The sequence below is a fragment of the Massilia frigida genome, assembly GCF_011682175.1.
GTDB lineage: Bacteria > Pseudomonadota > Gammaproteobacteria > Burkholderiales > Burkholderiaceae_D > Telluria_A > Telluria_A frigida.
The window spans coordinates 252,353-275,249 of record NZ_WHJG01000004.1 but is presented as its reverse complement, the minus strand read 5'-3'; the positions used below and the strand labels follow the sequence as shown (position 1 = coordinate 275,249).

The 22,897-nt window shown below is 62.9% G+C and carries 21 protein-coding genes and 1 other RNA gene; 11 read left to right on the top strand and 11 right to left on the bottom strand.

Annotated features, from left to right (window positions below):
• The first annotated feature begins 104 nt into the window (after nucleotides 1-104).
• Both F2P44_RS06490 and F2P44_RS06485 read left to right on the top strand, forming a co-directional pair.
• Nucleotides 105-767 carry a TetR/AcrR family transcriptional regulator gene (locus F2P44_RS06490; protein ID WP_229423417.1) on the top strand — a complete coding sequence of 221 codons (663 nt, stop codon included), beginning with the start codon at nucleotides 105-107 and terminating at the stop codon, nucleotides 765-767.
• Between the two features lie 86 nt (nucleotides 768-853).
• Nucleotides 854-1,039: a hypothetical protein gene (locus F2P44_RS06485; RefSeq protein ID WP_099875462.1), complete on the top strand. Its 186-nt coding sequence runs from the start codon at nucleotides 854-856 to the stop codon at nucleotides 1,037-1,039.
• A gap of 89 nt (nucleotides 1,040-1,128) precedes the next feature.
• On the opposite strand, the gene lpdA is transcribed toward F2P44_RS06485, so the two are convergent.
• From lpdA to aceE, 3 genes are all read right to left on the bottom strand, one after another.
• Nucleotides 1,129-2,937, bottom strand: coding sequence for a dihydrolipoyl dehydrogenase (lpdA, locus tag F2P44_RS06480; RefSeq protein WP_167085884.1), 1,809 nt, complete (start codon nucleotides 2,935-2,937; stop codon nucleotides 1,129-1,131).
• A gap of 13 nt (nucleotides 2,938-2,950) precedes the next feature.
• Nucleotides 2,951-4,279: a dihydrolipoyllysine-residue acetyltransferase gene (gene aceF / locus F2P44_RS06475; RefSeq protein WP_167085883.1), complete on the bottom strand. Its 1,329-nt coding sequence runs from the start codon at nucleotides 4,277-4,279 to the stop codon at nucleotides 2,951-2,953.
• A gap of 131 nt (nucleotides 4,280-4,410) precedes the next feature.
• Nucleotides 4,411-7,107 carry a pyruvate dehydrogenase (acetyl-transferring), homodimeric type gene (gene aceE / locus F2P44_RS06470; protein WP_167085882.1) on the bottom strand — a complete coding sequence of 899 codons (2,697 nt, stop codon included), beginning with the start codon at nucleotides 7,105-7,107 and terminating at the stop codon, nucleotides 4,411-4,413.
• A 299-nt stretch (nucleotides 7,108-7,406) separates the two neighbouring features.
• Between aceE and folD the strand changes: the two genes are divergently transcribed.
• The 6 genes from folD (at nucleotide 7,407) to F2P44_RS06440 (ending at nucleotide 13,240) form a co-directional block, all read left to right on the top strand.
• On the top strand, nucleotides 7,407-8,252 hold the full coding sequence (gene folD / locus F2P44_RS06465) for a bifunctional methylenetetrahydrofolate dehydrogenase/methenyltetrahydrofolate cyclohydrolase FolD (protein ID WP_167085881.1): 846 nt from the start codon (nucleotides 7,407-7,409) through the stop codon (nucleotides 8,250-8,252).
• Nucleotides 8,253-8,323: 71 nt separating this feature from the next.
• Nucleotides 8,324-10,408, top strand: coding sequence for a M3 family metallopeptidase (locus tag F2P44_RS06460; protein ID WP_167085880.1), 2,085 nt, complete (start codon nucleotides 8,324-8,326; stop codon nucleotides 10,406-10,408).
• Nucleotides 10,409-10,434: 26 nt separating this feature from the next.
• A complete protein-coding gene (locus F2P44_RS06455) occupies nucleotides 10,435-11,058 on the top strand; it encodes a glutaredoxin family protein (RefSeq protein ID WP_167085879.1) in 624 nt (207 codons plus the stop codon).
• Between the two features lie 8 nt (nucleotides 11,059-11,066).
• The gene (locus tag F2P44_RS06450) at nucleotides 11,067-11,492 is read left to right on the top strand and encodes a DNA polymerase III subunit chi (RefSeq protein ID WP_167085878.1); all 426 of its coding nucleotides are present in this window, start codon (nucleotides 11,067-11,069) and stop codon (nucleotides 11,490-11,492) included.
• On the top strand, nucleotides 11,489-11,851 hold the full coding sequence (locus tag F2P44_RS06445; RefSeq protein WP_167085877.1) for a DUF2486 family protein: 363 nt from the start codon (nucleotides 11,489-11,491) through the stop codon (nucleotides 11,849-11,851). Before F2P44_RS06450 ends, F2P44_RS06445 begins: the two co-directional genes overlap by 4 nt.
• Before the next feature lie 243 nt (nucleotides 11,852-12,094).
• Entirely contained in the window at nucleotides 12,095-13,240 is a 1,146-nt protein-coding gene (locus F2P44_RS06440) for a branched-chain amino acid ABC transporter substrate-binding protein (protein ID WP_167085876.1), read from the top strand.
• Nucleotides 13,241-13,319: 79 nt separating this feature from the next.
• On the opposite strand, the gene F2P44_RS06435 is transcribed toward F2P44_RS06440, so the two are convergent.
• Nucleotides 13,320-13,628 (bottom strand): c-type cytochrome, encoded by a 309-nt coding sequence (locus F2P44_RS06435; RefSeq protein WP_167085924.1) that lies wholly within the window; start codon nucleotides 13,626-13,628, stop codon nucleotides 13,320-13,322.
• Nucleotides 13,629-13,813: 185 nt separating this feature from the next.
• On the opposite strand from F2P44_RS06435, the gene F2P44_RS06430 reads away from it, so the two are divergent.
• The gene (locus F2P44_RS06430; protein ID WP_167085875.1) at nucleotides 13,814-14,044 is read left to right on the top strand and encodes a TIGR04438 family Trp-rich protein; all 231 of its coding nucleotides are present in this window, start codon (nucleotides 13,814-13,816) and stop codon (nucleotides 14,042-14,044) included.
• Between the two features lie 146 nt (nucleotides 14,045-14,190).
• Here the strand turns inward: F2P44_RS06430 and ilvD are convergent, their stop codons facing one another.
• Complete coding sequence (ilvD, locus tag F2P44_RS06425; RefSeq protein ID WP_167085874.1) at nucleotides 14,191-15,876, bottom strand: dihydroxy-acid dehydratase; 1,686 nt, start codon at nucleotides 15,874-15,876, stop codon at nucleotides 14,191-14,193.
• A gap of 142 nt (nucleotides 15,877-16,018) precedes the next feature.
• On the opposite strand from ilvD, the gene F2P44_RS06420 reads away from it, so the two are divergent.
• The gene (locus F2P44_RS06420; RefSeq protein WP_167085873.1) at nucleotides 16,019-16,936 is read left to right on the top strand and encodes a LysR family transcriptional regulator; all 918 of its coding nucleotides are present in this window, start codon (nucleotides 16,019-16,021) and stop codon (nucleotides 16,934-16,936) included.
• The gene (gene lgt / locus F2P44_RS06415; RefSeq protein WP_167085872.1) at nucleotides 16,914-17,750 is read left to right on the top strand and encodes a prolipoprotein diacylglyceryl transferase; all 837 of its coding nucleotides are present in this window, start codon (nucleotides 16,914-16,916) and stop codon (nucleotides 17,748-17,750) included. The genes F2P44_RS06420 and lgt overlap by 23 nt, the downstream gene beginning before the upstream one ends.
• On the opposite strand, the gene F2P44_RS06410 is transcribed toward lgt, so the two are convergent.
• The 6 genes from F2P44_RS06410 to F2P44_RS06385 all read right to left on the bottom strand — a co-directional run bounded on the left by F2P44_RS06410 (nucleotide 17,701) and on the right by F2P44_RS06385 (nucleotide 22,755).
• Entirely contained in the window at nucleotides 17,701-18,504 is an 804-nt protein-coding gene (locus F2P44_RS06410) for a sulfite exporter TauE/SafE family protein (RefSeq protein WP_167085871.1), read from the bottom strand. The two genes, lgt and F2P44_RS06410, sit on opposite strands and share 50 nt — an antisense overlap.
• Nucleotides 18,505-18,718: 214 nt before the next feature.
• Nucleotides 18,719-21,232, bottom strand: a complete 2,514-nt coding sequence (locus F2P44_RS06405; protein WP_167085870.1) for an ATP-binding protein — start codon at nucleotides 21,230-21,232, stop codon at nucleotides 18,719-18,721.
• A 62-nt stretch (nucleotides 21,233-21,294) separates the two neighbouring features.
• A complete protein-coding gene (locus tag F2P44_RS06400) occupies nucleotides 21,295-21,759 on the bottom strand; it encodes an EVE domain-containing protein (protein ID WP_167085869.1) in 465 nt (154 codons plus the stop codon).
• Between the two features lie 94 nt (nucleotides 21,760-21,853).
• A non-coding RNA gene (gene ssrS, locus F2P44_RS06395) (6S RNA) lies at nucleotides 21,854-22,034 on the bottom strand.
• Nucleotides 22,035-22,078: 44 nt separating this feature from the next.
• On the bottom strand, nucleotides 22,079-22,390 hold the full coding sequence (locus tag F2P44_RS06390) for a cell division protein ZapA (protein WP_167085868.1): 312 nt from the start codon (nucleotides 22,388-22,390) through the stop codon (nucleotides 22,079-22,081).
• Nucleotides 22,387-22,755 carry a cell division protein ZapB gene (locus F2P44_RS06385; protein ID WP_308610002.1) on the bottom strand — a complete coding sequence of 123 codons (369 nt, stop codon included), beginning with the start codon at nucleotides 22,753-22,755 and terminating at the stop codon, nucleotides 22,387-22,389. The genes F2P44_RS06390 and F2P44_RS06385 overlap by 4 nt, the downstream gene beginning before the upstream one ends.
• Nucleotides 22,756-22,897 lie beyond the last annotated feature (142 nt).

Genomic DNA, 22,897 nt, shown 5'->3' with positions numbered 1-22,897 from the left:
TGCTCCGATAATGAAATGGGGTAGGGTCATTATTCCCTATGCATTTCGCCAAGTCAAGAAATGAAACGGTTGCATTTCATTTTCGTTTGAATTAGAGTGGCGGCATGATGACAGCCATCCCTGCCCCACCTTTACCGGCCGCCAAATCGGCGGGCCGGCCGCGCGCTTGCGAGCTCGAAGCGCGCCACAACAATCTGATCGAGACCGCCGGCCAGTTGATGCTCAAGCATGGCTATGGCAAGGTCAGCCTGGAAACCATTGCGCGCGAAGCCCATGTGGCGGTGCGCACGATTTACGTCAAGTTCGGCGGCAAGGCAGGCTTGTTCCAGGCGGTGCTGATGGCCAACCGCAGCCGCTTTTTTACTGCCAGCGAGGTGGAGCGCGACATGCGTCCGCTCAAGCAGGTCGTCTCCGAATTCAGCCTGCAGTTTTTCGACATGATCAGCGCACCGGAAGCGTTAAGCATGCAGCGCATGGTGATTGCGGAAGCGGCGTCGAATCCGGAATTGTCGGCATCGTTTTACGAAGCCGGTCCGCGCCAGACGCGCGAGATGCTGATGCGTTATTTCGCACGGCCGGATATCCGGGTCCAGCTGCGCGAGGATCTTGCGCTGGAATTGATTCCGACGTTTTTGCTGAACTGCGTGCAGGGCGAATACTTCGGGCGGTTTTTGTTTCAACCGGCGCCGCAGGCACGCGAAGATGTGGTGAAGGCGCTGGAGCAGCGTCTGGATCTGTTTTATCGCAGTGTTCTGCAAGCGCCTTGAGCGCTGCGTGTGCCAGGGAGAATGTGCGTCATCGCACCGAAGTGGTGCATCATTTCTGGCAAAGTTGAATCTTTCAAGGAGGATGTATGAGCAAGTCTGCTCGCTACGAATGGCATGACCAGCAAGCGTCACTGAATGAACGAATGAAGGGTTTTCTGGAAAACCCGAATATGGAACAACTCGAAGCGGTGGTCGCGGAGATGCACGCGTATGCGGCTGCCGCGCGCTCGGGGAATATTGAGATTCCTGCACGGTGGGTGAGTTTTCACTAAGAGATATCGCTAAACCAAAAACCGTCGTTCCCGACAAAAAAAGCCCCGTTGACGCATGGCGTGAACGGGGCTTTTTCTCATTGCGGCTGTTACTTCCTGCGCACCGGCGGCAAGTCCGTGCACACGCCTTCATACACTTCGGCCGCCATGCCGATCGATTCGCCCAGGGTCGGATGCGGGTGAATCGTCTTGCCGATATCGATGCCATCAGCACCCATCTCGATCGCCAGCGCGATTTCACCGATCATGTCGCCCGCATGCGTGCCGACGATGCCGCCACCGACAATCCGGTGCGTCTCGGCGTCGAACAGCAGCTTGGTGAAGCCCTCGTCGCGGCCATTGGCAACCGCGCGGCCGCTCGCAGCCCATGGGAAGTGCCCCTTCTCCAGCTTGATGCCCTTGGCTTTCGCCTCGTCTTCGGTAATGCCGACCCATGCCACTTCCGGATCGGTATAGGCCACCGACGGGATCACCTTGACGTCGAAGAAGGCCTTCTCGCCATGCGCCGCTTCGGCAGCAACGTGCGCTTCATGCACCGCCTTGTGCGCCAGCATCGGCTGGCCCACCAGGTCGCCGATGGCGAAGATATGCGGCACGTTGGTGCGCATCTGCGCATCGACCGGAATGAAACCGCGGTCGGTAACCGTCACGCCAGCCTTGTCGGCGGCGATCTTGCCGCCGTTCGGGCTGCGGCCGACGGCAACGAGCACCATGTCGTAGATCTGCGGCTCGGGCGCGGTCACGCCGGCTTCGGCCGCTTCAAACGAGACCTTGATGCCCTCTTCCAGCGCTTCCACGGCCACCGTCTTGGTCTTGGTCATGACCTTGTCGAAGCGCTTCTCGTTGAACTTCTGCCAGACCTTGACCATGTCACGGTCGGCGCCCTGCATCAGGCCATCGAGCATTTCGACCACGTCGATGCGCGCACCGAGGGTCGAGTACACCGTCGCCATTTCCAGGCCGATGATGCCGCCGCCGATGACCAGCATGCGTTTCGGGATCTGGCGCAGTTCCAGCGCACCGGTCGAATCGACGATGCGCGGATCTTTCGGCACGAACGGCAAATTGACGACAGCCGAACCAGCGGCGATGATCGCCTTCTGGAACTGGACTACCTTCTTGCTGCCGTCGGCGGCGGTCACTTCAATGTGGTTGGCGCTGACGAACTGGCCGACGCCCTGCACCACATTGACCTTGCGCATCTTGGCCATGCCGGCCAGGCCCGTGGTCATCTTGGTGATGACCTTGTCCTTGTAGGCGCGCAGCTGGTCGATGTCGATTTCCGGCTTGGCGAAGCTGATGCCGTGCTTGGACATGGCTTGCGTTTCATCGATCACGGCGGCCACGTGCAACAGCGCTTTCGATGGAATGCAACCAACGTTCAGGCACACGCCGCCGAGCGATGCGTAACGCTCGATCAGCACCGTGTTCATGCCCAGGTCGGCCGAACGGAACGCCGCCGAGTAGCCGCCGGGACCCGCGCCCAGCACCATCATCTCGCATTCGATGTCGACCTTGCCGTCATACTTGGCCATGGTCGGCGCAGGTGCTGCGGCGCTTGGCGCCGCTGGCGCCGTCGGATGCACAGGCGCCTGCGATTCGGCAGGAGCCGGCGCGGCCGCAGCAGGAGCGGCAGCGGCAGGCGCCGCGGCTGCGCCACCGGCTTCGTCGAGCACCAGCAGCATCGAGCCTTCGGCGATCTTGTCACCCACCTTGACCTTGATTTCCTTGACCACGCCGGCGTGGCTGGCCGGGATTTCCATGCTGGCCTTGTCGGATTCGACGGTGATCAGGGACTGGTCGACCTTGATCGTGTCGCCCACCTTGATCATCACTTCAATGACTTCAACTTCCTTGAAGTCGCCGATATTCGGTACTTTTACCTCGATTGTGCTCATCGCTGTGTCGTCCTTATAACAAGGTCTTGCGCAGATCGGCCATGACTTCGGCCAGATATGCGGTGAAGCGCGCGGCCATGGCACCGTCGATCACGCGGTGGTCGTAGGACAGCGACAGCGGCAGCATCAGGCGTGGCTGGAATGCCGCGCCGTCCCACACCGGCTTCATGGACGACTTGGACAGGCCAAGGATCGCCACTTCCGGTGCGTTGATGATCGGCGTGAAAGCCGTGCCGCCAATGCCGCCAAGCGACGAGATGGTGAAGGTCGCGCCCTGCATGTTGGCGGGACTGAGCTTGCCGTCGCGCGCCTGGGCCGACAGCTCGCCCATTTCGACGGCGATCTGCGAGATCGATTTCTTGTCGGCGTCCTTGATGACCGGGACCATCAGGCCGTTCGGGGTATCGGCCGCGAAGCCGATGTTGTAGTACTGCTTGAGAATCAGGTTGGCGCCGGTGGCGTCGATCGATGCGTTGAACGCCGGGTATTTCTTGAGCGCGGCGACGCTGGCCTTGATCACGAAAGCGAGCATGGTCAGCTTGACGGTCGACTTGGCCTTGGCCAGCGCGGCGTTCGAATCGACGCGGAACTGTTCGAGGTCGGTCACGTCGGATTCGTCGAACTGCGTCACGTGCGGGATCATCACCCAGTTGCGGTGCAGGTTCGGGCCACTGATTTTCTTGATGCGCGACAGCGGCAGCAGTTCGGTCGGGCCGAATTTGCTGAAGTCGAGCGATGGCCATGGCAGCAGGTCGAGACCCACGCCGGAACCGCCAGACGCCTTGCTGCCGTTGCCTGGCGACTCGCTCGCGAGCACGCCCTTGACGAAGTTCTGCACGTCTTGCTGGGTGATGCGGCCTTTCGGTCCGCTGCCAGCGACGCGCAGCAGGTCGACGCCGAGTTCGCGCGCGAACTTGCGGATCGATGGCGAGGCGTGGGCCTTGGCGTTCGATTGGGCTGGTGCGGCTGCGGCGGCTGGTGCCGGGGCTGCGACCGGTGCCGGAGCTGCGGCTGGTGCGGCGGCAGGCGCCGGAGCGGCTGCTTGCGCTGCTGCTGGTGCTGCTGCGGCGGCGGCAGGTGCGGCTGCCGGTGCGGTAGCCGCGTCATCGCTTTCGAGGATCAGCAACAGAGCGCCTTCGGCGACCTTGTCACCGACTTTGATTTTGAGTTCCTTGACCACGCCTGCGTGGCTCGATGGGATCTCCATGCTGGCCTTGTCGGATTCGACCGTGATCAGCGACTGGTCGACCTTGATGGTATCGCCCGGCTTGACCATCAGTTCGATGACTTCGACTTCCTTGAAGTCGCCGATGTCCGGGACTTTGACTTCCACAATGCTCATAGCGTTTACTCCGTTCTTATTCGTTTAGTCGCATCACCTCGCTCCCGCGCCGGCAGGAGCCCATACCACGCCGATGCGGCGAAGGTGCTATGGGCTCCCGCCTGCGCGGGAGCGACGAGACCGTGGCAAAGTTACTGGGTCACCGGATTCGGCTTGTCAGGATTGATGCCGTACTTGGCAATCGCCTCAGCCACCACCGAAGTGGCAATCACGCCTTCGTCGGCCAGCGATTTGAGCGCCGCCACCACGATGTAGTAACGGTTCACTTCAAAGAACTCGCGCAGCTTGACGCGGCTGTCGGAACGGCCGAAACCATCGGTACCGAGCACTTTGTAGGTGCGGCCCATCGGCATGAACGCGCGGATCTGTTCAGCGAACAGGCGCATGTAGTCGGTCGTGGCGATGATCGGACCGCTGGTCTTTTCCATCAGCTGCGTGACATACGGCAGGCGTGGCGCCTCAAGCGGGTGGACCATGCTCCAGCGCTCCGCATCCTGGCCGTCACGGGCGATCAGCGTCAGCGACGGCGCCGACCACACATCGGCCGCAATGCCGAAGTCCTTTTGCAGCAGTTCGGCCGCAAAGATCGATTCGCGCAAAATGGTTCCTGAGCCGATCAGCTGCACGCGCTGGGCGGCAGAGGCGTCGCCCGCCTGCAAGAGGTACATGCCTTTCAGGATGCCCGCTTCCGTGCCAGGCGTGAGGCCAGGCTGCTCGTAGTTCTCGTTCATCAGCGTGATGTAGTAGAACACGTCTTCCTGTTCCGCCACCATGCGGCGCAGGCCGTCCTGGACGATGACCGCGACTTCGTGTGCGAAAGTCGGATCGTACGGCAGGCAGTTAGGAATGGTCGCCGCCATCACGTGGCTGTGGCCATCTTCGTGCTGCAAGCCTTCGCCGTTCAAGGTCGTGCGGCCGGCGGTGCCGCCCATCAGGAAGCCGCGCGCGCGCATGTCGCCCGCCGCCCACGCCAGGTCGCCGATGCGCTGCATGCCGAACATCGAGTAGAAGGTGTAGAACGGGATCATGATCCGGTTGTTGGTCGAGTACGAGGTCGCCGCGGCGATCCACGAGCTCATGCCGCCCGCTTCGTTGATGCCTTCCTGCAGAATCTGGCCGGCCTTGTCTTCGCGGTAGTACATGACCTGGTCTTTATCAACCGGCTCGTACAACTGGCCCTGCTGATTGAAAATGCCGATCTGGCGGAACAGGCCTTCCATGCCGAAGGTACGCGATTCGTCGACCAGGATCGGCACGATACGCTGGCCCAGGTTCGGGTCGCGCAGCAGGGTCGAAATGATACGAACGAACGATTGCGTGGTCGAGATCTCGCGGCCTTCGGCGGTCGCGTCGAGCACGTTCTGGAATGCGGAGAGCGCAGGCACCGGCAGCGATTCGGCCGCTTGCGGACGGCGCTGCGGCAGGTAGCCGCCCAGCAGTTCGCGGCGCTTGTGCAGGTAGACCATTTCCGGCGCATCGTCGGCCGGCTTGAAGAACGGGATCTCGGCCAGCTTGTCGTCCGGGATCGGGATCGCAAAGCGGTCGCGCATTTCACGGATCGCTTCGTCGTCGAGCTTCTTGGTCTGGTGCGCGGTGTTGCGCGCTTCGCCGGACTTGCCCATGCCAAAGCCCTTGACGGTTTTCACCAGCAGGACGGTCGGGGTACCCTTGTTTTCTTGCGCGATCTTGAAGGCGGCGTAGATCTTGTGCGGATCGTGACCACCACGGGTCAGGCGCCAGATATCGTCGTCGGTCATGTTGGCGACCATTTCCAGCAGCTTCGGATGCTTGCCGAAGAAGTTCTTGCGCACGTAGGCGCCGTCCTTGGCCTTGTAGTTCTGGTATTCGCCGTCGACGGTTTCCATCATCACGCGCTGCAGGATGCCTTCCTTGTCCTTGGCCAGCAGGGCGTCCCAGCCCGGGCCCCAGATGACCTTGACCACGTTCCAGCCGGCGCCGCGGAAGTCCGCTTCGAGTTCCTGGATGATCTTGCCATTGCCGCGCACAGGGCCGTCAAGGCGCTGCAGGTTGCAGTTGACGACCATCACTAGGTTGTCGAGGCGCTCGCGCGCGGCCATGCCGATCGCGCCCATCGATTCCGGCTCGTCCATCTCGCCGTCGCCGCAGAAGACCCAGACCTTGCGGTTGGAGGTGTCGGCGATCGAACGCGCGTGCAGGTACTTCAGGAAGCGCGCCTGGTAGATCGCCATCAGCGGGCCCAGGCCCATCGAGACGGTCGGGAACTGCCAGAAGGTCGGCATCAGTTTCGGGTGCGGATACGAGGACAGGCCCTTGCCGTCGACTTCGCGGCGGAAATTGAGCATCTGGTCTTCCGACAGGCGCCCTTCCAGGAAGGCGCGCGCGTAGATGCCAGGCGAGGAGTGGCCCTGCAGGTACAGCAGGTCGCCGCCATGGTCCGCGGTCGGGGCGCGCCAGAAGTGATTGAAGCCGATGCCGAGCATGTTCGCCAGCGAGGCGAAGCTCGAAATGTGGCCACCCAGGTCGCCGTCGGCGCGGTTGGCCTTGACCACCATCGCCATCGCGTTCCAGCGCATCCACGAGCGCAGGCGCTCTTCGTACTCCAGGTTACCGGGGCAGTGTTCTTCGAGGTGGGTAGGGATGGTGTTGACGTAGGCGGTGTTGCTGGAAAACGGGATGTGGGCGCCGCGGCGGCGGGCCAGGTCGACCATGCGTTCCATCAGGTAGTGGGCGCGGTCGGTGCCTTCATTTTCAATGACGGCTTCGAGCGCGTCGAGCCACTCCTTGGTTTCGAGCGTGTCGGGATCGTTGGCGGCTGCTGCCGTCAACTGGTCGAGTTGAGCTGACATTGATGCGTCTCCTTTGTTAGTGCCCTACCCGATCGAGATCAACGGCGGACGTTTTGCTGATTATTTACCAATACCCAAATTTAGTGGAGCAATTCTAACAGTAGTTTTCCGCTTTTTCAAATTGCGATATATCGTTTCATATTATGGGATTTGACTTGACGTGAACGTAAAGTTCATCTTTCTTTCAATGCAAGAGTATGGGGAGTTCCGGGGATTGGGGGCACGCGATAGCAGCAGGGGCTTTATAATCCCGCTTTTGTTCCATTCTTTTCTCCCCACTCTTTTCCCGGCTAAAAATCATGTCCGCTCAACTGATCGATGGTGTTCTCCTCTCCCAACAATTACGCACAGAAATCAAGCAGCGCGCCAGTGTCCTGACCGCCAAAGGCAAGCAGCCTGGGCTGGCGGTGATCCTGGTGGGGGAAGATCCGGCCAGCCACGTGTATGTGCGCAACAAGGTCAAGGCGTGCGCGGACGTGGGCTTTCATTCGATCCTGGAAAAGTACGATGCCGACCTGACCGAAGCCGCCTTGCTGGACCGCATCGCCAGCCTGAATGCCGATCCGGCCATCCACGGCATCCTGGTGCAGATGCCGCTACCGAAGCACATCAATCCGAACAAGGTCATTGAGGCGATCTCGACCACGAAAGACGTGGACGGCTACTCGGTGCTCAGCGCCGGCGAACTGATGACCGGCCTGCCGGGTTTCCGCCCGTGCACCCCGTACGGCTGCATGAAACTGATCGAAAGCACCGGCTACGACCTGCGCGGCAAGCATGCGGTCGTCATCGGCCGCAGCAACACGGTCGGCAAGCCAATGGCCCTGCTGCTCTTGCAAGCGAACGCCAGCGTGACCATATGCCATAGTGCGACCCCGGACCTGGCGCACCACACGCGCCAGGCCGACGTGGTCGTGGCCGCCGTGGGACGCCGCAACACGCTCACCGCCGACATGGTCAAGCCCGGTGCGATCGTGATCGATGTGGGCATGAACCGCGACGATAACGGCAAACTGTGTGGCGATGTCGATACTGCGGCGGTGCGCGAAGTGGCCTCGCACATCACGCCCGTGCCGGGCGGCGTGGGACCGATGACGATTACCATGCTGCTGATGAACACTGTCGAAGCGGCCGAGCGCGGCTAAACGCGCAGCCTGCCGGCGCGGCAAGCCGACGCGCCTGACAATTTAATTGAAAACGACATGAGGAAAACACGATGACGACCGATACCAGCAATCCCCTGCTCGATTTCAGCGACCTGCCACGTTTTAACGACATCCAGCCGGAGCACGTGACGCCGGCCATCGACCAGTTGATCGCGCATGCGAGCGCGGTCGTGGCCGAGCTCGAAGCGCCCGCCGACGACGTGACATGGGACAACTTTGTCATCCCGCTCGAAGAAGCGACCGAACAGCTGGGCCGCGCCTGGGGCGTGGTCAGCCACCTCAATAATGTGATGGACACGCCCGAACTGCGCGCCACCTACAACGACAACCAGCCGAAAGTGACCGAATTCTGGACCGCGCTGGCCCAGAACGAAGCCCTGTTCGCCAAATACAAGGCGATCCGCGCCAGCGGCGCCTTTGACAGCCTGTCGCCGGCGCGCAAGCGCATCGTCGAAAACGCCCTGCGCGACTTCCGCCTGGGCGGCGCCGAATTGCCCGAGTCGAAAAAGGAGCGCTTCGCCGCCATCCAGGAGCAGCACGCCAGCATCTCGACCCGCTTCTCCGAAAACGTGCTCGACGCCACCAACGACTACAAGCTGATGGTCGAGGCTGAGGCCGACCTGGCCGGCCTCCCGGACGACGTCAAGCAGGCCGCGCGCGCCGCCGCCGAGAAGGATGGCAAGGCCGGCTGGCAGTTCACGCTGCACTTCCCGTCTTACTTCCCGATCCTGCAATTTGCCGACAAGCGCGAACTGCGCGAAACGATCTACCGCGCCAGCGCCACCAAGGCGTCGGAACTGGGCACCGTGTTCAGCGAGCTCGAAAAATGGGATAACAGCGGCAATATCGCCAGTTTGCTGACATTGCGCGATGAAGAAGCCAAATTGCTCGACTATCGCAATTTCGCCGAAGTCTCGCTGGTGCCCAAGATGGCCCAGAGTCCCGAGCACGTGATCGAATTCCTGGAAGACCTGGCACGCCGCGCGCGTCCGTTCGCCGAGCAAGACCTGGCCGAACTGCGCGCCTTCGCCAAGGACGAGCTGGGCATCGACAAGGTCGAAGCCTGGGACCTGGCTTACGCGTCGGAAAAACTGCGCGAGCGCCGCTATGCCTTCTCGGCCCAGGAAGTGAAGGAATACTTCCCCGAGCCAAAAGTCGTCGATGGCCTGTTCCGCCTGGTGCAAAGCCTGTTCTCGGTCGAGATCAAGCCCGACACGGCCGCCGTCTGGCATCCGGACGTGCGCTTTTTCCGCATCGAGCGCGAGGGCACCCTGGTCGGCCAGTTCTACCTCGACCTGTATGCGCGCAGCGGCAAGGGCGGCGGCGCCTGGATGGACGACGCCCGCGGACGCCGCCTGCATACCGGCGGCACCGTGCAAACGCCGGTGGCCTACCTGACCTGCAACTTCACGCCGCCGGCCACGGTCGACGGCCAGTTGCAGCCCTCGCTGTTCACGCACGACGAAGTGACCACCCTGTTCCACGAATTTGGCCACGGTTTGCATCATATGCTGACCCAGGTCGATGAAATCGCCGTCTCCGGCATTTCCGGCGTGGAGTGGGATGCGGTCGAGCTGCCATCGCAATTCATGGAAAACTTTTGCTGGGAATGGGATGTGCTGCCGCACATGACGGCCCACGTGAAAACGGGCGAGCCGCTGCCGCGCGCACTGTACGACAAGATGCTGGCCGCCAAGAACTTCCAGTCCGGCCTGCAAACCCTGCGCCAGGTGGAGTTTTCGCTGGTCGACATGCACCTGCACTACGATTTCGATCCGGCCAGCGCGCAAACCGTGCAGGAATTGATCAACGACGTGCGCCAGAAGTTTTCGGTCATGATGCCGCCTGCATTTAACCGTTTCCAACACTCTTTCGGACATATTTTTGCCGGAGGGTACGCCGCCGGTTACTATAGCTACAAGTGGGCTGAAGTATTATCTGCCGACGCTTACGCCGCCTTTGAAGAAGCGGTCGAGGCGGGCGGCGGAGCCCTGTCCGAAGAAACCGGTAAACGCTTCCAGCAAGAGATACTGGCCGTCGGCGGTTCGCGCCCCGCGCTCGAATCGTTCAAGGCCTTCCGCGGCCGCGAGCCCAGTATCGATGCGCTGTTGCGCCACAGCGGCATGCAGTCCTGAAAGACCGTGCCAGCAGGAGAATTGTAATGACAGCAACAAAAATGATGACTGGCACGATGATGGCACTGCTGCTGTGCGCGGGCGGCGCCAGTGCACAGCAGATGTACAAATGGGTCGATGCGTCGGGCAAGGTCACCTTCAGCGACCAGCCGCCGCCAGCCAACACCAAGCCGGTGGAAATCAAGGCTGGCGCCGGCGGCGCGGCCAGTGTGCCGCTGCCGTATGCGCTGGCGCAGGCCGTGCGCTCGCAGCCGGTGGTGCTCTACACGCGCGCCAAGTGCGATTTTTGCGACCAGGCCCGCACCTTCCTGAAAGAGCGCGGCGTTCCGTTTGCCGAGAAAACCGTGCAAACCCAGGCCGACGAAGCCAAGCTCAAGGAAGCTGGCAGCGATGGCCGCCTGCCGTTCATCAAGATTGGCCGCGCCAAGTCGACCGGTTTTGAAGCCGGCGCATGGAATACCATGCTGACCGAGGCGTCCTATCCGGAAAAGAAAATCCTGCCGCCAACGTACCAGTTCCCAAAACCGACCCCGGCAGCACCACCGGAACCGGTGCTGCCGAAAGTCGATGAAAAGACCAAGGCAGCCCAGGACTCCGAACGTCCGCCGCAGCCGCAGGAAAAGACTTCCCCGCCCGGCTTCGTGTTCTGAGCACGCCGATGACGCGCATCGATTTCCATACCAACATCCCGGACAAGCTGAGCTACGCCTGCCGGCTGGCGCGCAAGGCCTATGCCAGCCGCGCCAAAGTGGTACTGCTGGCCGAGGATGCGGCGCAGGCGGCGGCGCTGGACGCGGCCCTGTGGACCTTGTCGGAAACCGATTTTCTGCCGCATGTGATGGCCGGCGACCCGCTGGCCGCGCACACGCCCATCATCATCACCGACCGGGACGATGCCGAGCTGCCGCATTACGACATGCTGGTGAACCTGACGCGGGCCACGCCGGCCCAGCTCGGGCGTTTCCAGCGCGTGTTTGAAATCATTTCCACCGATGACAGCGACGCTGCCGCCGGGCGCAAGCGCTACGTCGCCTACAAGCAGCAATCCTATCCATTGACCCACTTCGTCGCAGGCCAGTCATGACCCAGGCTCGTCCGTTCGACCCGAATATTCCCGTGCTGACGGAACTGTTTTCTGACCAGGGCGAGGCGCAAGCCGATCCTGGCGCGCAAGCGGCGGCGCAAGAACCCCTGCTGGCGGACTGGAGCGATCCGGAATGGGCGGCGCTCGAACGCCGCCTGTCCGGGCGCATCCTCCAGCAAATCCAGGGAAGAGTCGACTTCGTGCTCGAACAGCGCCTGCGCGACAGCCTGGAACAGGTACTCCAGCATGCCGTGGCCGGACTGGCGGCCGAGCTGCGCATCGGCCTGCAAGACACCATCGAGAGCATCGTGGTGCGTGCGGTCGCCCAGGAACTGAGCCATCTGCAGAGCCAGCAGTAGCGTCGCCCCGGCCTGCCCTCCCGGGCAGGGCCTTTCATTTGCTTACAAAACAGCGGCAATCCGGCGCATGCCGGCGTGCACGCAACGCCGGCATGCACGTTTATGGTGAGATGCCATCATTTGTTCCTTAAATTTTGACAATCGGCTTTGCGAAGCATTTAAATTGTTGTACCTTTTGCCCTACACAAAATTTTCGAAACGGCGCCACAGCGCTGTCTGTTTTCAATCCAATGGAGAATGCACATGCAGTTCACGACCAAACTCATTCCACTCGCAATCGCCATGGCATTTGCCACCAGCGCCAGCGCCCAGGACGTCGTCAAGATCGGCCACGTTGCGCCGATCTCGGGCGCCAGTGCGCACTTGGGCAAGGATAACGAGAACGGCGCCAAGATGGCCGTGGAAGAATTGAATGCCAAGGGCTTCATGATCAACGGCAAGAAGGTCAAGCTGGAACTGGTGCTGGAAGATGACGGCGCCGATCCCAAGCAGGGCACGGCCGTGGCGCAGAAGCTGGTCGACGCCAAGGTGCAGGGCGTGATCGGCCACCTCAATTCGGGCACCACCGTACCGGCCTCGCGGATTTACCATAACGCGGGCATTCCCCAGATCTCCCCGTCCTCCACGATTCCCGAGTACACCAAGCAAGGCTTCAAGTCGGCCTTCCGCGTGGTCGCCAACGACAACAAGCTCGGCGGCACCCTGGGCCGCTACGCGGTCGATACCCTGAAGGCCACCAATATTGCCGTCATCGATGACCGCTCGGCCTACGGCCAGGGTGTGGCCACCGAGTTCCTCAAGGGCGCCAAGGAAAAAAATCCTGCGATCAAGGTCGTTGGCAAGGAATTCACCAGTGCCACCGCCACCGACTTTACCGCCATCCTGACCTCGCTCAAGGGCAAGAAGCCGGACCTGATTTTCTTCGGCGGCATGGATGCGGTCGGCGGACCGATGCTCAAGCAAATGAAGGCGCTGGGCATCACCGCCAAATTCATGGGCGGCGACGGGATTTGCACCGAATCGCTGGTGCGCCTGGCTGGTGATGGCGTAGGCGAAGGCAATGTGACGTGCGCCGAAGCGGGCGGCGTGACCGGCGAGCAAGAAAAATCGATGGCCGACTTTGTGGCGCGCTACAAAAAACGCTTCAACAATGCCGATGTCCAGCTGTACTCGCCGTATGTGTACGACGCGGTGATGGTCATGGCGGCGGCGATGCAAAACGCCAAGTCGGCCGAGCCGGCCAAATACCTGCCTGAACTGCGCAAGATCAAGCACCAGGGCGTGACCGGCCTGATTCAGTTCGACGACAAGGGCGACATCAAGGATGGCGCGCTGACCATGTTCACCTTCAAGGGCGGCAAGAAGACCAAAATGTCGGTCATCAAGTAATCACGCGGGCTGCGGCTTCGGCCGCGGCCCGGCATAAAAAAACGCGCTGCAAGCGCGTTTTTTATTGAGAAAGCAGGGTTTATTTCTGGGCCAGGACCCATTTGATCAGCGTGTGCGCTTCGGCCTCGCTCACTTGCGGATTGGCTGGCATCGGTACCGCGCCCCAGGCGCCGGAACCACCCTTCAGGACTTTGCCCACCAGCTTGCTTTCAGCATCCTTCTGGCCGGCATACTTTGCCGCAACGTCCTTGTACGCAGGTCCGACCAGCTTGGTCGCCACAGCGTGGCACGCCATACAATTTTTTGCTTTTGCCAAATCGGCGTTTGCCATGGCGCTCGACGAAGCCAGCGCCGACAACACCGTGAACAACATCAGGGACCGTTTCATGTATTTCTCCAGGGTGAACAACTGAATGCAATTTTACCGCGTTTCCGCAATACGAATGGGCGGTGACACGCTCTATAACGGGTCAAGCCTGTGGATGGTTGACCCAGCTATTTGCCCAGCGACACGATTTTACTGCCCCTCGCGGGCAATTGTTTGTAAGATATGCGTATGAAAAGGAGTTTGCCATGCCACTGATACTATTAATTGCAGCGCTTGTGGGCCTGCGCTATTTCGAAGTCTGGCGGTTTGCCGAGTTGTCGTGGTGGTGGGTGATCGGTTTGATGTTCGCCGCCTTCATCTGGTTCGAGTTCGTCGAAAAGATTTTTGGCCTGGACAAGAAAAAAGCCCACAACGTGGACGAGGCACGGCGCAAGGCACGCGTCAAAGAGGCGTTTGAGAAGGCCAACAAGAAGTAGGAGTCGTGGCGGCGGCGGACGAGCGTCGCTCCGCGCAGACAAAGTAGTAGATGCCGGATGACTTATTAGCCGTCGTCCCCGCGCCAAGGCGGCACTCGGCGGGGGCGACGGTTTTTGATGCGACGGTTCCGGTGACTTGTCAGTTATTACCCCGTCACAGCCCCCTTGCTGGCAGACGATGCCAAGGCCGCGAACTTGGCCAGCACCCCACGGGTATATCTCGGCGCCGGCTTGACCCAATTGGCGCGGCGGCGCGCAATCTCTTCATCGCTCACGTTCAGCTGGATCAGCTGCTGATGCGCATCGATGGTCACCGAATCGCCCTCTTCCACCAGCGCAATCGTGCCGCCATCGAAGGCTTCCGGCGCCACGTGCCCCACCACCATGCCCCAGGTCCCGCCCGAAAAGCGGCCGTCGGTAATCAAGCCCACCGATTCGCCCAGCCCCTTGCCGATCAGCGCAGCGGTCGGCGCCAGCATTTCCGGCATGCCCGGACCACCCTTCGGCCCCAGGTAACGCATCACCAGCACGTCGCCTGCCTTGATGCCGTCCGCCAGGATCGCATCCATGGCCGAATACTCGTCGTTGAACACCCGCGCCGGACCGGTGATCACTGGATTCTTCAGCCCGGTAATCTTGGCCACGCAGCCTTCCGGCGACAGATTGCCCTTGAGGATGGCCAGGTGCCCCTGCGTATACAGCGCCTTGTCGATGGTGCGGATAACATCCTGCTTCGGGTCCGGTACCGATGGAATATCGGCCAGTTCTTCGGCCATCGTGCGGCCGGTGATCGTCATGCAGTCGCCGTGCAGCAGGCCGGCGTCGAGCAGCAGCTTGAGCACTTGCGGCACGCCGCCCGCCTTGTGCAGGTCGGTCGCCACGTACTGCCCGGACGGCTTGAGGTTGCAGATGACCGGCACCTTCTGGCGCACGCGCTCGAAATCGTCGATGGTCCATTCGACTTCGGCCGCATGGGCAATCGCCAGGTAGTGCAGCACGGCGTTGGTCGAACCGCCAGTCGCCATGATCAGCGAGACGGCGTTCTCGATCGATTTGCGGGTGATGATGTCGCGCGGCTTCAAATCCTTTTTCACCGCTTCGACCAGCACGCGCGCCGATTCGGCGGCCGAGCCGACCTTTTCGTCGTCCGGATTGGCCATGGTCGACGAGTACAGCAAGCCCATCCCCAGCGCCTCGAACGAGGACGACATGGTGTTGGCCGTGTACATGCCGCCGCAGGAACCGGACGAGGGGCAGGCGTTGCGCTCGATGCCGTCGAAGTCTTCCTTCGACATGCGCCCGGCCGTGAATTCGCCCACCGCCTCGAAGGCCGAGACAATGGTCAGGTCCTTGCCCTTCCAGTTGCCCGGCTTGATGGTGCCGCCGTACACATAGATGCCCGGCACATTGGTGCGCGCCAGGGCGATCATTCCGCCCGGCATGTTCTTGTCGCAGCCGCCGATCACGACCACGCCATCCATCCACTGGCCGTTGACGGCCGTTTCGATGCAGTCAGCGATGACTTCGCGCGAGATGAGCGAATATTTCATGCCTTCGGTGCCCATCGACATGCCGTCGGAAATGGTCGGCGTGCCGAACACCTGCGGATTGGCACCGGCGCCCTTGATGGTCGAAATGGCGATGTCGGCCAGCTTTTGCAGGCCCGAGTTGCATGGCGTGATGGTCGAGTGGCCGTTGGCGATGCCGATCATCGGCTTGTCGAAATCCTCGGTTTCATAGCCCATGGCGTAATACATCGAGCGGTTCGGGCTGCGCGAGACGCCTTCGGTGATGTTGCGGGAACGACGGTTGTAGCGTGGCTGGTCTGACATGGCTTCACTCCGGTGATGATCTGAGTTTGATCTGATAGCGGCAAGAATGCCTTGCCCCCGGGCGCGCGTCAAATATATCATTTGCATTGCTGTGAGTCGTACTGCGTATCACACCACCACCTTCACATGGAAAAGCATATCGATGAACCTGGAATTGCGCCAGTTGCGCTATTTTGTCGCCGTCGCTGAAGAACTTCACTTCGGCAAGGCCGCGCTGCGCCTGCACATGACCCAGCCGCCGCTGTCGCAAACCATCCAGGGCCTCGAAGAATTGCTCGGCGCGCCGCTGTTCGCGCGCAGCCGCCGCGCCGTCGAGCTGACCCCGGCCGGCCAGGCCCTGCTGCCGGAAGCGCGTCGCATCCTGGCCGCCAGCGCCGCCTTGCCCGCGCTGGTGCGGCGCGCGGCCGGCGGCGAAGCGGGCCGGCTGTCGCTGGCGTTCGTGTCCTCGGCCGATTACAGCGTGCTGCCGCCCTTCCTGCGCAGCTACCGCGCGGCCTTTCCGCAAGTGCGCATCGCGCTGCAGGAAGCCACCTCGGACGTACAGATCGACGAACTGCTGCATGGGCGCATCGATGCCGGCCTCCTGATCCCGCCGCTGCCGGACAAGGCGCGCCTGGAACTCGATTACCTCAAGGTGCTGACCGAGCCGCTGATCGCCGCCTTGCCGGCCGGCCTGGCCGGCACCGGCGGCGATGCGCCGGTATCGCTGGCGGAACTGGCGCCGCTGCCGCTGATTATCTTTCCGCGCCCGATCGCTCCGGCCCTGCACGATGCCATCCTGGCCTGCTTTCGCGCGGCCGGCGTCACCCCCGAGATCGGGCAGGAAGCGATCCAGATGCAGACCATCGTCAGCCTGGTGTCGGCCGGCATGGGGATGGCACTTGTGCCACAATCGGTGTCCAATCTGATGCGGCCCGGCGTAGAATACCGGGCCCTGCGCGACGCGGCGCCGCAGGTGGAAACCGGGCTGGCCTGGCGGCGCGACGCTGTCTCGCCAGTCTTGCAGGGTTTTTTGGATTTACTGAGGAAAAATACTGATGCTGACCCACCCGATGCCTGACCCCGTCGCCTTTTCGCTCGGCCCGCTGCACGTGCACTGGTACGGGCTGATGTATGTACTGGCGTTCGCCATGTTCCTCGCACTCGGGCGCGTGCGCATCAAGCAGCCCCACATCGCCGCGCGCGGCTGGAAAAAAGAAGACCTGGACGACATGCTATTCTACGGCATGCTCGGGGTGATCATCGGCGGGCGCCTGGGCGAAGTGCTGTTTTACCAGCCGGCCCGCTTCATGGCCGATCCGGCGGCCATCTTCAAGATCTGGCAGGGCGGCATGTCCTTCCACGGCGGCTTCATCGGGGTGCTGGTGGCCATGGCGCTGTGGGCGCGCAAGGCCAAGCGCAATCTGCTCGATGCCTACGATTTCATCGCGCCGCTGGTGCCGCTCGGCTACGCGGCCGGACGCATGGGCAACTTCATCAACGCCGAACTGCCGGGCCGCGTGGCCGATGCCAGCCTGCCGTGGGCCATGCTGTGGCCCGGCGTGCAGGGTCCGCGCCATCCGTCGCCGCTGTACCAGATGATCGTCGATGGGCTGGTGGTATTCGTGCTGCTGTGGATCTATGCGCGCAAGGACCGGCCGCGCCTGGCGGTGGGCGCCATGTTCACCTTGCTGTACGGCTGCGCGCGCTTCTTCACGGAATATTTCCGCGTGCCGGACTGGCAGATCAGCGTGGCCGGCTTGCCGGTCACGTCGGGACAGATGCTGTCGCTGCCGATGATCATCGGCGGCGCGGCGATACTGGCCTGGGCTTACCGCCAGCGCGTCAGTGAAACGCCTTCCACAGCATATACGCAGCCAGCGCATACAGAATAACGGCGAAGATGCGCTTTAACTGCTGCACCGGCATGCGGTGCGCGGCGCGCGCGCCCAGCGGCGCGAACACCACGCTGGCGGCGGCGATCACCGCCAGCGCGGGCACGTAGATATAGCCGAGCGAGTACGGCGGCAGGCCGGCCTGGTCCCAGCCGAACCAGATATTCGACAGGGTGCCCGACAGCGCGATCGGAAAGCCCAGCGCGGCGCTGGTGGCCACGGCGTTATGGAGCTTGACGTTACACCAGGTCATGAACGGCACCGACATAAAGCCGCCGCCCGCCCCCACCACGCCCGAGACCACGCCGATGGCGCCGCCGGCGGCACACATGCCGGGCGCCCCGGGCAACTCGCGCGCTCCCGCCGGTTTGCCGCCGATCAGCATCTGCGTGGCCGAGAACGCCACGAACAGGGCGAACACCAGCGCCAGCGCGGTGGTGTCGAGCTGCTTGCCCAGCCACGGACCGATCCAGGAGCCGAGCACGATGCCGGGCGCGAGCAGCTTGACGATCGGCCACAGCACGGCGCCATGCGCATGATGCGCGCGCACCGAGGACAGCGAGGTGAACATGATGGTGGCGAGCGAGGTGGCAATCGCCATGCGCACCACCACGTCCGGCGGGAAGTGCTTGGCGGTGAAGATCATCGTGATGAAGGGCACCAGCACCATGCCGCCGCCGATGCCCAGCAAGCCGGCCGCAAACCCGCCGGCGGCGCCCATCGCCAGCAGGACCAGGATCAGGCTCCAGTCCATCGGCCTCCCGCTGGGGTGGCCATGATTGCAGTGTCAGTCGTCATGCGCGCAGTCGGTGAGGCTTGCTGTTAAGTGGCAAGCCACCAGAGACTTGCCGTGGCAAGTATTCTACAGCGTAATGCCCGCAGGCATCACCGCGCTACCGCCCCAGGCGCCCTGCGGAGGCGGTGCGCGCCGCGCCGCCGGTGCGGCGGCGGTGATCACCATCACGGCCTCATTCTTCATCGGCACCGCCCGGTTCCCCGGCGCCGGCCAGCACGCGCCGCACTTCTTCGAGCTGCTGCAACTGTTTTAGCAAGCCGGCCGCGGCGGCGTTTTCGCCGTCCAGCAAGGCGCGTTCCAGCGCGCCGGCCAGCTCGGTCACGTGCGGGTAGCCGAAACTGCCGGCGCTACCCTTGAGCATGTGCGCCAGCGCGGCCGCCTCGGCCGCCTCGCCGGCCGCGGCGTGGGTCGCGATGCGCTCCAGGCGGCCGGCCAGCCCGGCTTCGAAGCGGGCCCGGATGTCCACGAACACGGCCAGCTGCTCGGGCGACATGACCGGGGCTGGCGGCAGCGCCGGCAGCAGTTGCGCCAGCAAGGCACCCAGGGCCGTGAAATCGACCGGCTTGCCGACGCAATGCGAGCAGCCCGCCGCCAGGTAGCGCGCCACATCGGCGGTCATGATATTGGCGGTCAGCGCCACCACCGGAATCCCCACCCCGGCCGCGCGCAGCAATTCGGTCGCCGCCACCCCATCCATGAGCGGCATCTGGATATCCATCAGGACCAGGTCGAAGTTGCCGGCCAGGACCATCTCGACCGCCCGCGCGCCGTTCTCGGCCATCTCGCAGCGTATGCCCAGGCGGTTCAGGAAGGCGCCGATCAGGGCCCGGTTGTCGGGCCCATCCTCGGCCAGCAGCACGCGCCCGTGCAAGGCCGGCGGCGCCACCGCCACCACCGGCGCGGGCGGCGCGCCGGGCGCGGGGCCGGCCAGCCAGGCCGTCCCGTCGCCGCTGCGCGCCAGGATGCCCACCTCGAACGCCGAGCCCTCGCCCGCCGCGCTGGACACCTGCACCGTGCCCCCCATGCGGGTCACCAGCTGCTGCACCAGATACAAGCCGAGCCCGGTGCCGCCATACTTGCGCGTCGTGTCCAGGCCGGCTTGCTGGAAGGGTTCGAACAGCCGGGCGCACTGTTCCGGCGACATGCCGATGCCGCTGTCGCGCACCCTGCACGCCAGCCGCGCCGGCGCCTTCTCGTACCACAAGTCCAGCTCCACGCAGCCCAGTTCGGTGAACTTGATGGCATTGCTGCACAGGTTAAACAAGATCTGCTTCCAGCGGGTCGGGTCGCCCACCACCTGGGCCGGAAACGGATAGTGCACCCGCACCCGAAAGTCGATGCCTTTGCTGTGCGCCTGGGCGCCCATCATGGACTCGATCTCGGTCACGGTCTGGACCGGCGAAAACGCCACCTGCTCCAGGCCGAGCCGGCCGGCCTCGATCTTGGCGATATCGAGGATATCGTTGATCACGCTGAGCAGATGGTGTCCATTGCGCAGGATCACCTGGCCGGCCTGGCCGCGCAGCGCCGGCTCGTCCGCCGTGCCCAGCAGTTCGGCAAAACCGATGATCGCCGTCAGCGGGGTGCGCACTTCATGGCTCATCATGGCCAGGAAATCGGACTTGGCGCGGTTGGCGGCGTCGGCCTTGTCCATCAGATGGCGGGTCAGCGTGAAGTCGCGTTCGCGCCGCTGCAACAGGCGCAGCAGCACCATGGAGGCGCTCACCACCGCCAGGATGGCCAGCGCCGCGAGCACGATGCGGGCGGTATTGAATTCACGCCAGCGCGCCAGCATCAGCGATTCGGTGATGGTGAGGTTGACGATCAGCGGGTAATGCTGCACCAGGCGCGGCGCCCCCAGGCGCGTGACCGCCTCGCGGCCTTCCGTGAAGCGCGGCACCGAGCTCAGGATCACGCCCGAGCTCTGGCGCATCTGTTCGATCACCTGGTAGGAGGTGCCGCTCAGGTTGAGCTGGCCGATCAGGGAATCGATGTGGGGCCAGCGCGCCAGCAGGGTGAAGTCGCGCCGGTACAGCGAAATGCTGGCGCCCTCGCCGAGCGTGATGCGCTGGTAGAAGTCGCTCAGCGAGGTGCATGAAAAGCCGACCAGCACGATGGCGAGCAATTCACCCTGGGGACCATTCACCCGGCGGCTCAGGTAAAACGTCCACTGGCCGTTGCCCTTGTTGCGCACCGGCTTGCTGAAGTACAAGCCCTGTCCGGGATTGAGCAGATGCGCCTTGAAGTAATCGCGGTCGGCCAGGTTGATCGCGGGCGCCGGCCAGGAACGCGTGAAATTGACCACATCGCCATTGGCTGCGACGATGGTGACCACGTCGACCTGGGGCAGGCCGCGCGCCTTGTCGCGCATGCTCAGGAACTCGGCCTGGTCGCCCAGGCGCGCGCGCAGGCTGGCATCGCTGTCGACCCCGGCGGCCCGGACCGAATCGGCGACGCTGTCGAGGACCAGGGAGGCCGACGTCACTTGCTGCCCGATGTGCTCGGCCAGCACCAGCGACAGATTGCTCAGTTGCTTGCGCCATTCGTTGATGGTCTGTTCGCGCGCTGTCCAGCTGGCCGCGCCAAGCGAGGCCAGGATGGCCGAGACCAGGAAACCGCCGAACAGCAAAGCGATATGGCTGGCCCGGAGTCGGTAGCGCGGACGCTCGCTGGTGGGGGGAGGCATGCAGACACGATAGCATCGGCGCCCGCGCCTGGCTCGTGGTGTTGCCTATAAGGTACAGTTTGCTAAGGCTGGCCGAGCAAGGCCTCGATGGCATGCCATTCGTGCGGCTCGACCGGCATCACCGACAGGCGGCTGCCCTTGGCCAGCAGGCGCATGCCGGCCAGCGCGGGCACGGTGCGCAGCTCTTTCAGGCTCAGCAGGGCGGTCTTGCGCAGCGCGCGCACGTCGACGCCGATCCAGCGCGGCTGCTCCGGCGTGGCCTTGGGATCGTGGTAGGGGCTGGCGGGATCGAACTGGGTGGCGTCCGGATAGGCGGGTGAGCACACCTGGACGATGCCGGCGATGCCCGGTTCGGCGCAGCTGGAATGGTAGAACAGGACCAGGTCGCCTTCGCGCATGGCGTCGCGCATGAAATTACGCGCCTGGTAATTGCGCACGCCGAACCAGGCCACCGTGCGCGCCGGCGCGGCCAGCACATCGTCGATACTCACTTCGTCCGGTTCGGACTTCATCAGCCAATAAGCCATCTGCTCGCTCCGGACGCGCCGCCCGCCGGCGGACCAAGCGCGCGCCCATAAAAAAACGGTTGCGCACCGAATGCATGCAACCGCCTGTGAAAATCAGAACCCCGCCTGTGCCGTCTTTACCGGCATCCTGAACCTAATGGTTCAAGGCGGTCGCAGTTAGTCCAATTTCGGGTTCGTCGAACAAGCGACGCTCACTCCCATCGAACAAAATTCCGCAACCTGTGCACATAAATGGTTCAAGGAATATATGGCAATCGCGAACACCGCAGGGTGAGACGCAGTTTACTCCGATGTGCCGTCATGTCAAACGAAATTAGCCTCAGAACAGATTTTCCTGGGGGGTCAGGGCGTTATCGAGCACCGTGTGCATGTCGCCGAGCTTCTGCTTGACTTCCAGGATCGTCATTTCGGAAAGCGGTCCCTGGGGCGTTTTCACCGACAGGAATTCCGCAGCCACGCTGAGCGCGGCCATGACGGCGATGCGGTCATTTCCCTTGACCTTGCCCGAATCGCGCAAGGCGCACATTTTCCCGTCAAGATAGCTCACCGCTTCCTGCAAGGTGCGTTCCTCGCCCTCTTGGCAGACGAGGCGGTAGGCGCTGCCCATGAGCGTGACATTCAACTGGATCATTGCGCGACCTCATCAAGTTTTTCAGGCACGACGGCCGGGGCGTTCGGATCGGGCATTTGCGCCAGCAAGGTTTCGACGCGGCGCTGCACTTCATTCATGCGCCCCACGCATTCCTCGTTTTCGGCGCACAGCGCCGCGTTCGACTGGCGCAGTTGCGCATTCGCCAGACGCAGCTGCGCGTTCTCGCTGCGAAGTGAGAGGGTCAACGCGGCAAGCCGGTCAATTTTTTCGGATAGTTCGTCGAATTCAGAAATCATCCCGTAACTATAGGGGTGCGAAGGAAAGTCCGTCAACCGAATCAGTAAGAGGGGTGGACGATTGATGTAAGGGGATGTAATAAGCGGGCGGCACGCAAGTGCGTTCAACACCGTCCCTCGCTTGCGCTATTGAACCGGAAGTCGCGCCGGCGGCGCCGCCGCGCGCGCCGATCCCCTGCGCGCGCAGCCTTGAGATCGCTCCAATATCGGGCACCGCGGCAAGCCCGCGGTTTGCGCCAGATCAAGCTCG

Bases quoted from the DNA above. Each gene is read 5' to 3' on its own strand.
- F2P44_RS06490 (WP_229423417.1), top strand. From the start codon at position 105: ATGATGACAGCCATCCCTGCCCCACCTTTACCGGCCGCCAAATCGGCG.
- F2P44_RS06485 (WP_099875462.1), top strand. From the start codon at position 854: ATGAGCAAGTCTGCTCGCTACGAATGGCATGACCAGCAAGCGTCACTG.
- lpdA (WP_167085884.1), bottom strand. From the start codon at position 2,937: ATGAGCACAATCGAGGTAAAAGTACCGAATATCGGCGACTTCAAGGAA.
- aceF (WP_167085883.1), bottom strand. From the start codon at position 4,279: ATGAGCATTGTGGAAGTCAAAGTCCCGGACATCGGCGACTTCAAGGAA.
- aceE (WP_167085882.1), bottom strand. From the start codon at position 7,107: ATGTCAGCTCAACTCGACCAGTTGACGGCAGCAGCCGCCAACGATCCC.
- folD (WP_167085881.1), top strand. From the start codon at position 7,407: ATGTCCGCTCAACTGATCGATGGTGTTCTCCTCTCCCAACAATTACGC.
- F2P44_RS06460 (WP_167085880.1), top strand. From the start codon at position 8,324: ATGACGACCGATACCAGCAATCCCCTGCTCGATTTCAGCGACCTGCCA.
- F2P44_RS06455 (WP_167085879.1), top strand. From the start codon at position 10,435: ATGACAGCAACAAAAATGATGACTGGCACGATGATGGCACTGCTGCTG.
- F2P44_RS06450 (WP_167085878.1), top strand. From the start codon at position 11,067: ATGACGCGCATCGATTTCCATACCAACATCCCGGACAAGCTGAGCTAC.
- F2P44_RS06445 (WP_167085877.1), top strand. From the start codon at position 11,489: ATGACCCAGGCTCGTCCGTTCGACCCGAATATTCCCGTGCTGACGGAA.
- F2P44_RS06440 (WP_167085876.1), top strand. From the start codon at position 12,095: ATGCAGTTCACGACCAAACTCATTCCACTCGCAATCGCCATGGCATTT.
- F2P44_RS06435 (WP_167085924.1), bottom strand. From the start codon at position 13,628: ATGAAACGGTCCCTGATGTTGTTCACGGTGTTGTCGGCGCTGGCTTCG.
- F2P44_RS06430 (WP_167085875.1), top strand. From the start codon at position 13,814: ATGCCACTGATACTATTAATTGCAGCGCTTGTGGGCCTGCGCTATTTC.
- ilvD (WP_167085874.1), bottom strand. From the start codon at position 15,876: ATGTCAGACCAGCCACGCTACAACCGTCGTTCCCGCAACATCACCGAA.
- F2P44_RS06420 (WP_167085873.1), top strand. From the start codon at position 16,019: ATGAACCTGGAATTGCGCCAGTTGCGCTATTTTGTCGCCGTCGCTGAA.
- lgt (WP_167085872.1), top strand. From the start codon at position 16,914: ATGCTGACCCACCCGATGCCTGACCCCGTCGCCTTTTCGCTCGGCCCG.
- F2P44_RS06410 (WP_167085871.1), bottom strand. From the start codon at position 18,504: ATGGACTGGAGCCTGATCCTGGTCCTGCTGGCGATGGGCGCCGCCGGC.
- F2P44_RS06405 (WP_167085870.1), bottom strand. From the start codon at position 21,232: ATGCCTCCCCCCACCAGCGAGCGTCCGCGCTACCGACTCCGGGCCAGC.
- F2P44_RS06400 (WP_167085869.1), bottom strand. From the start codon at position 21,759: ATGGCTTATTGGCTGATGAAGTCCGAACCGGACGAAGTGAGTATCGAC.
- F2P44_RS06390 (WP_167085868.1), bottom strand. From the start codon at position 22,390: ATGATCCAGTTGAATGTCACGCTCATGGGCAGCGCCTACCGCCTCGTC.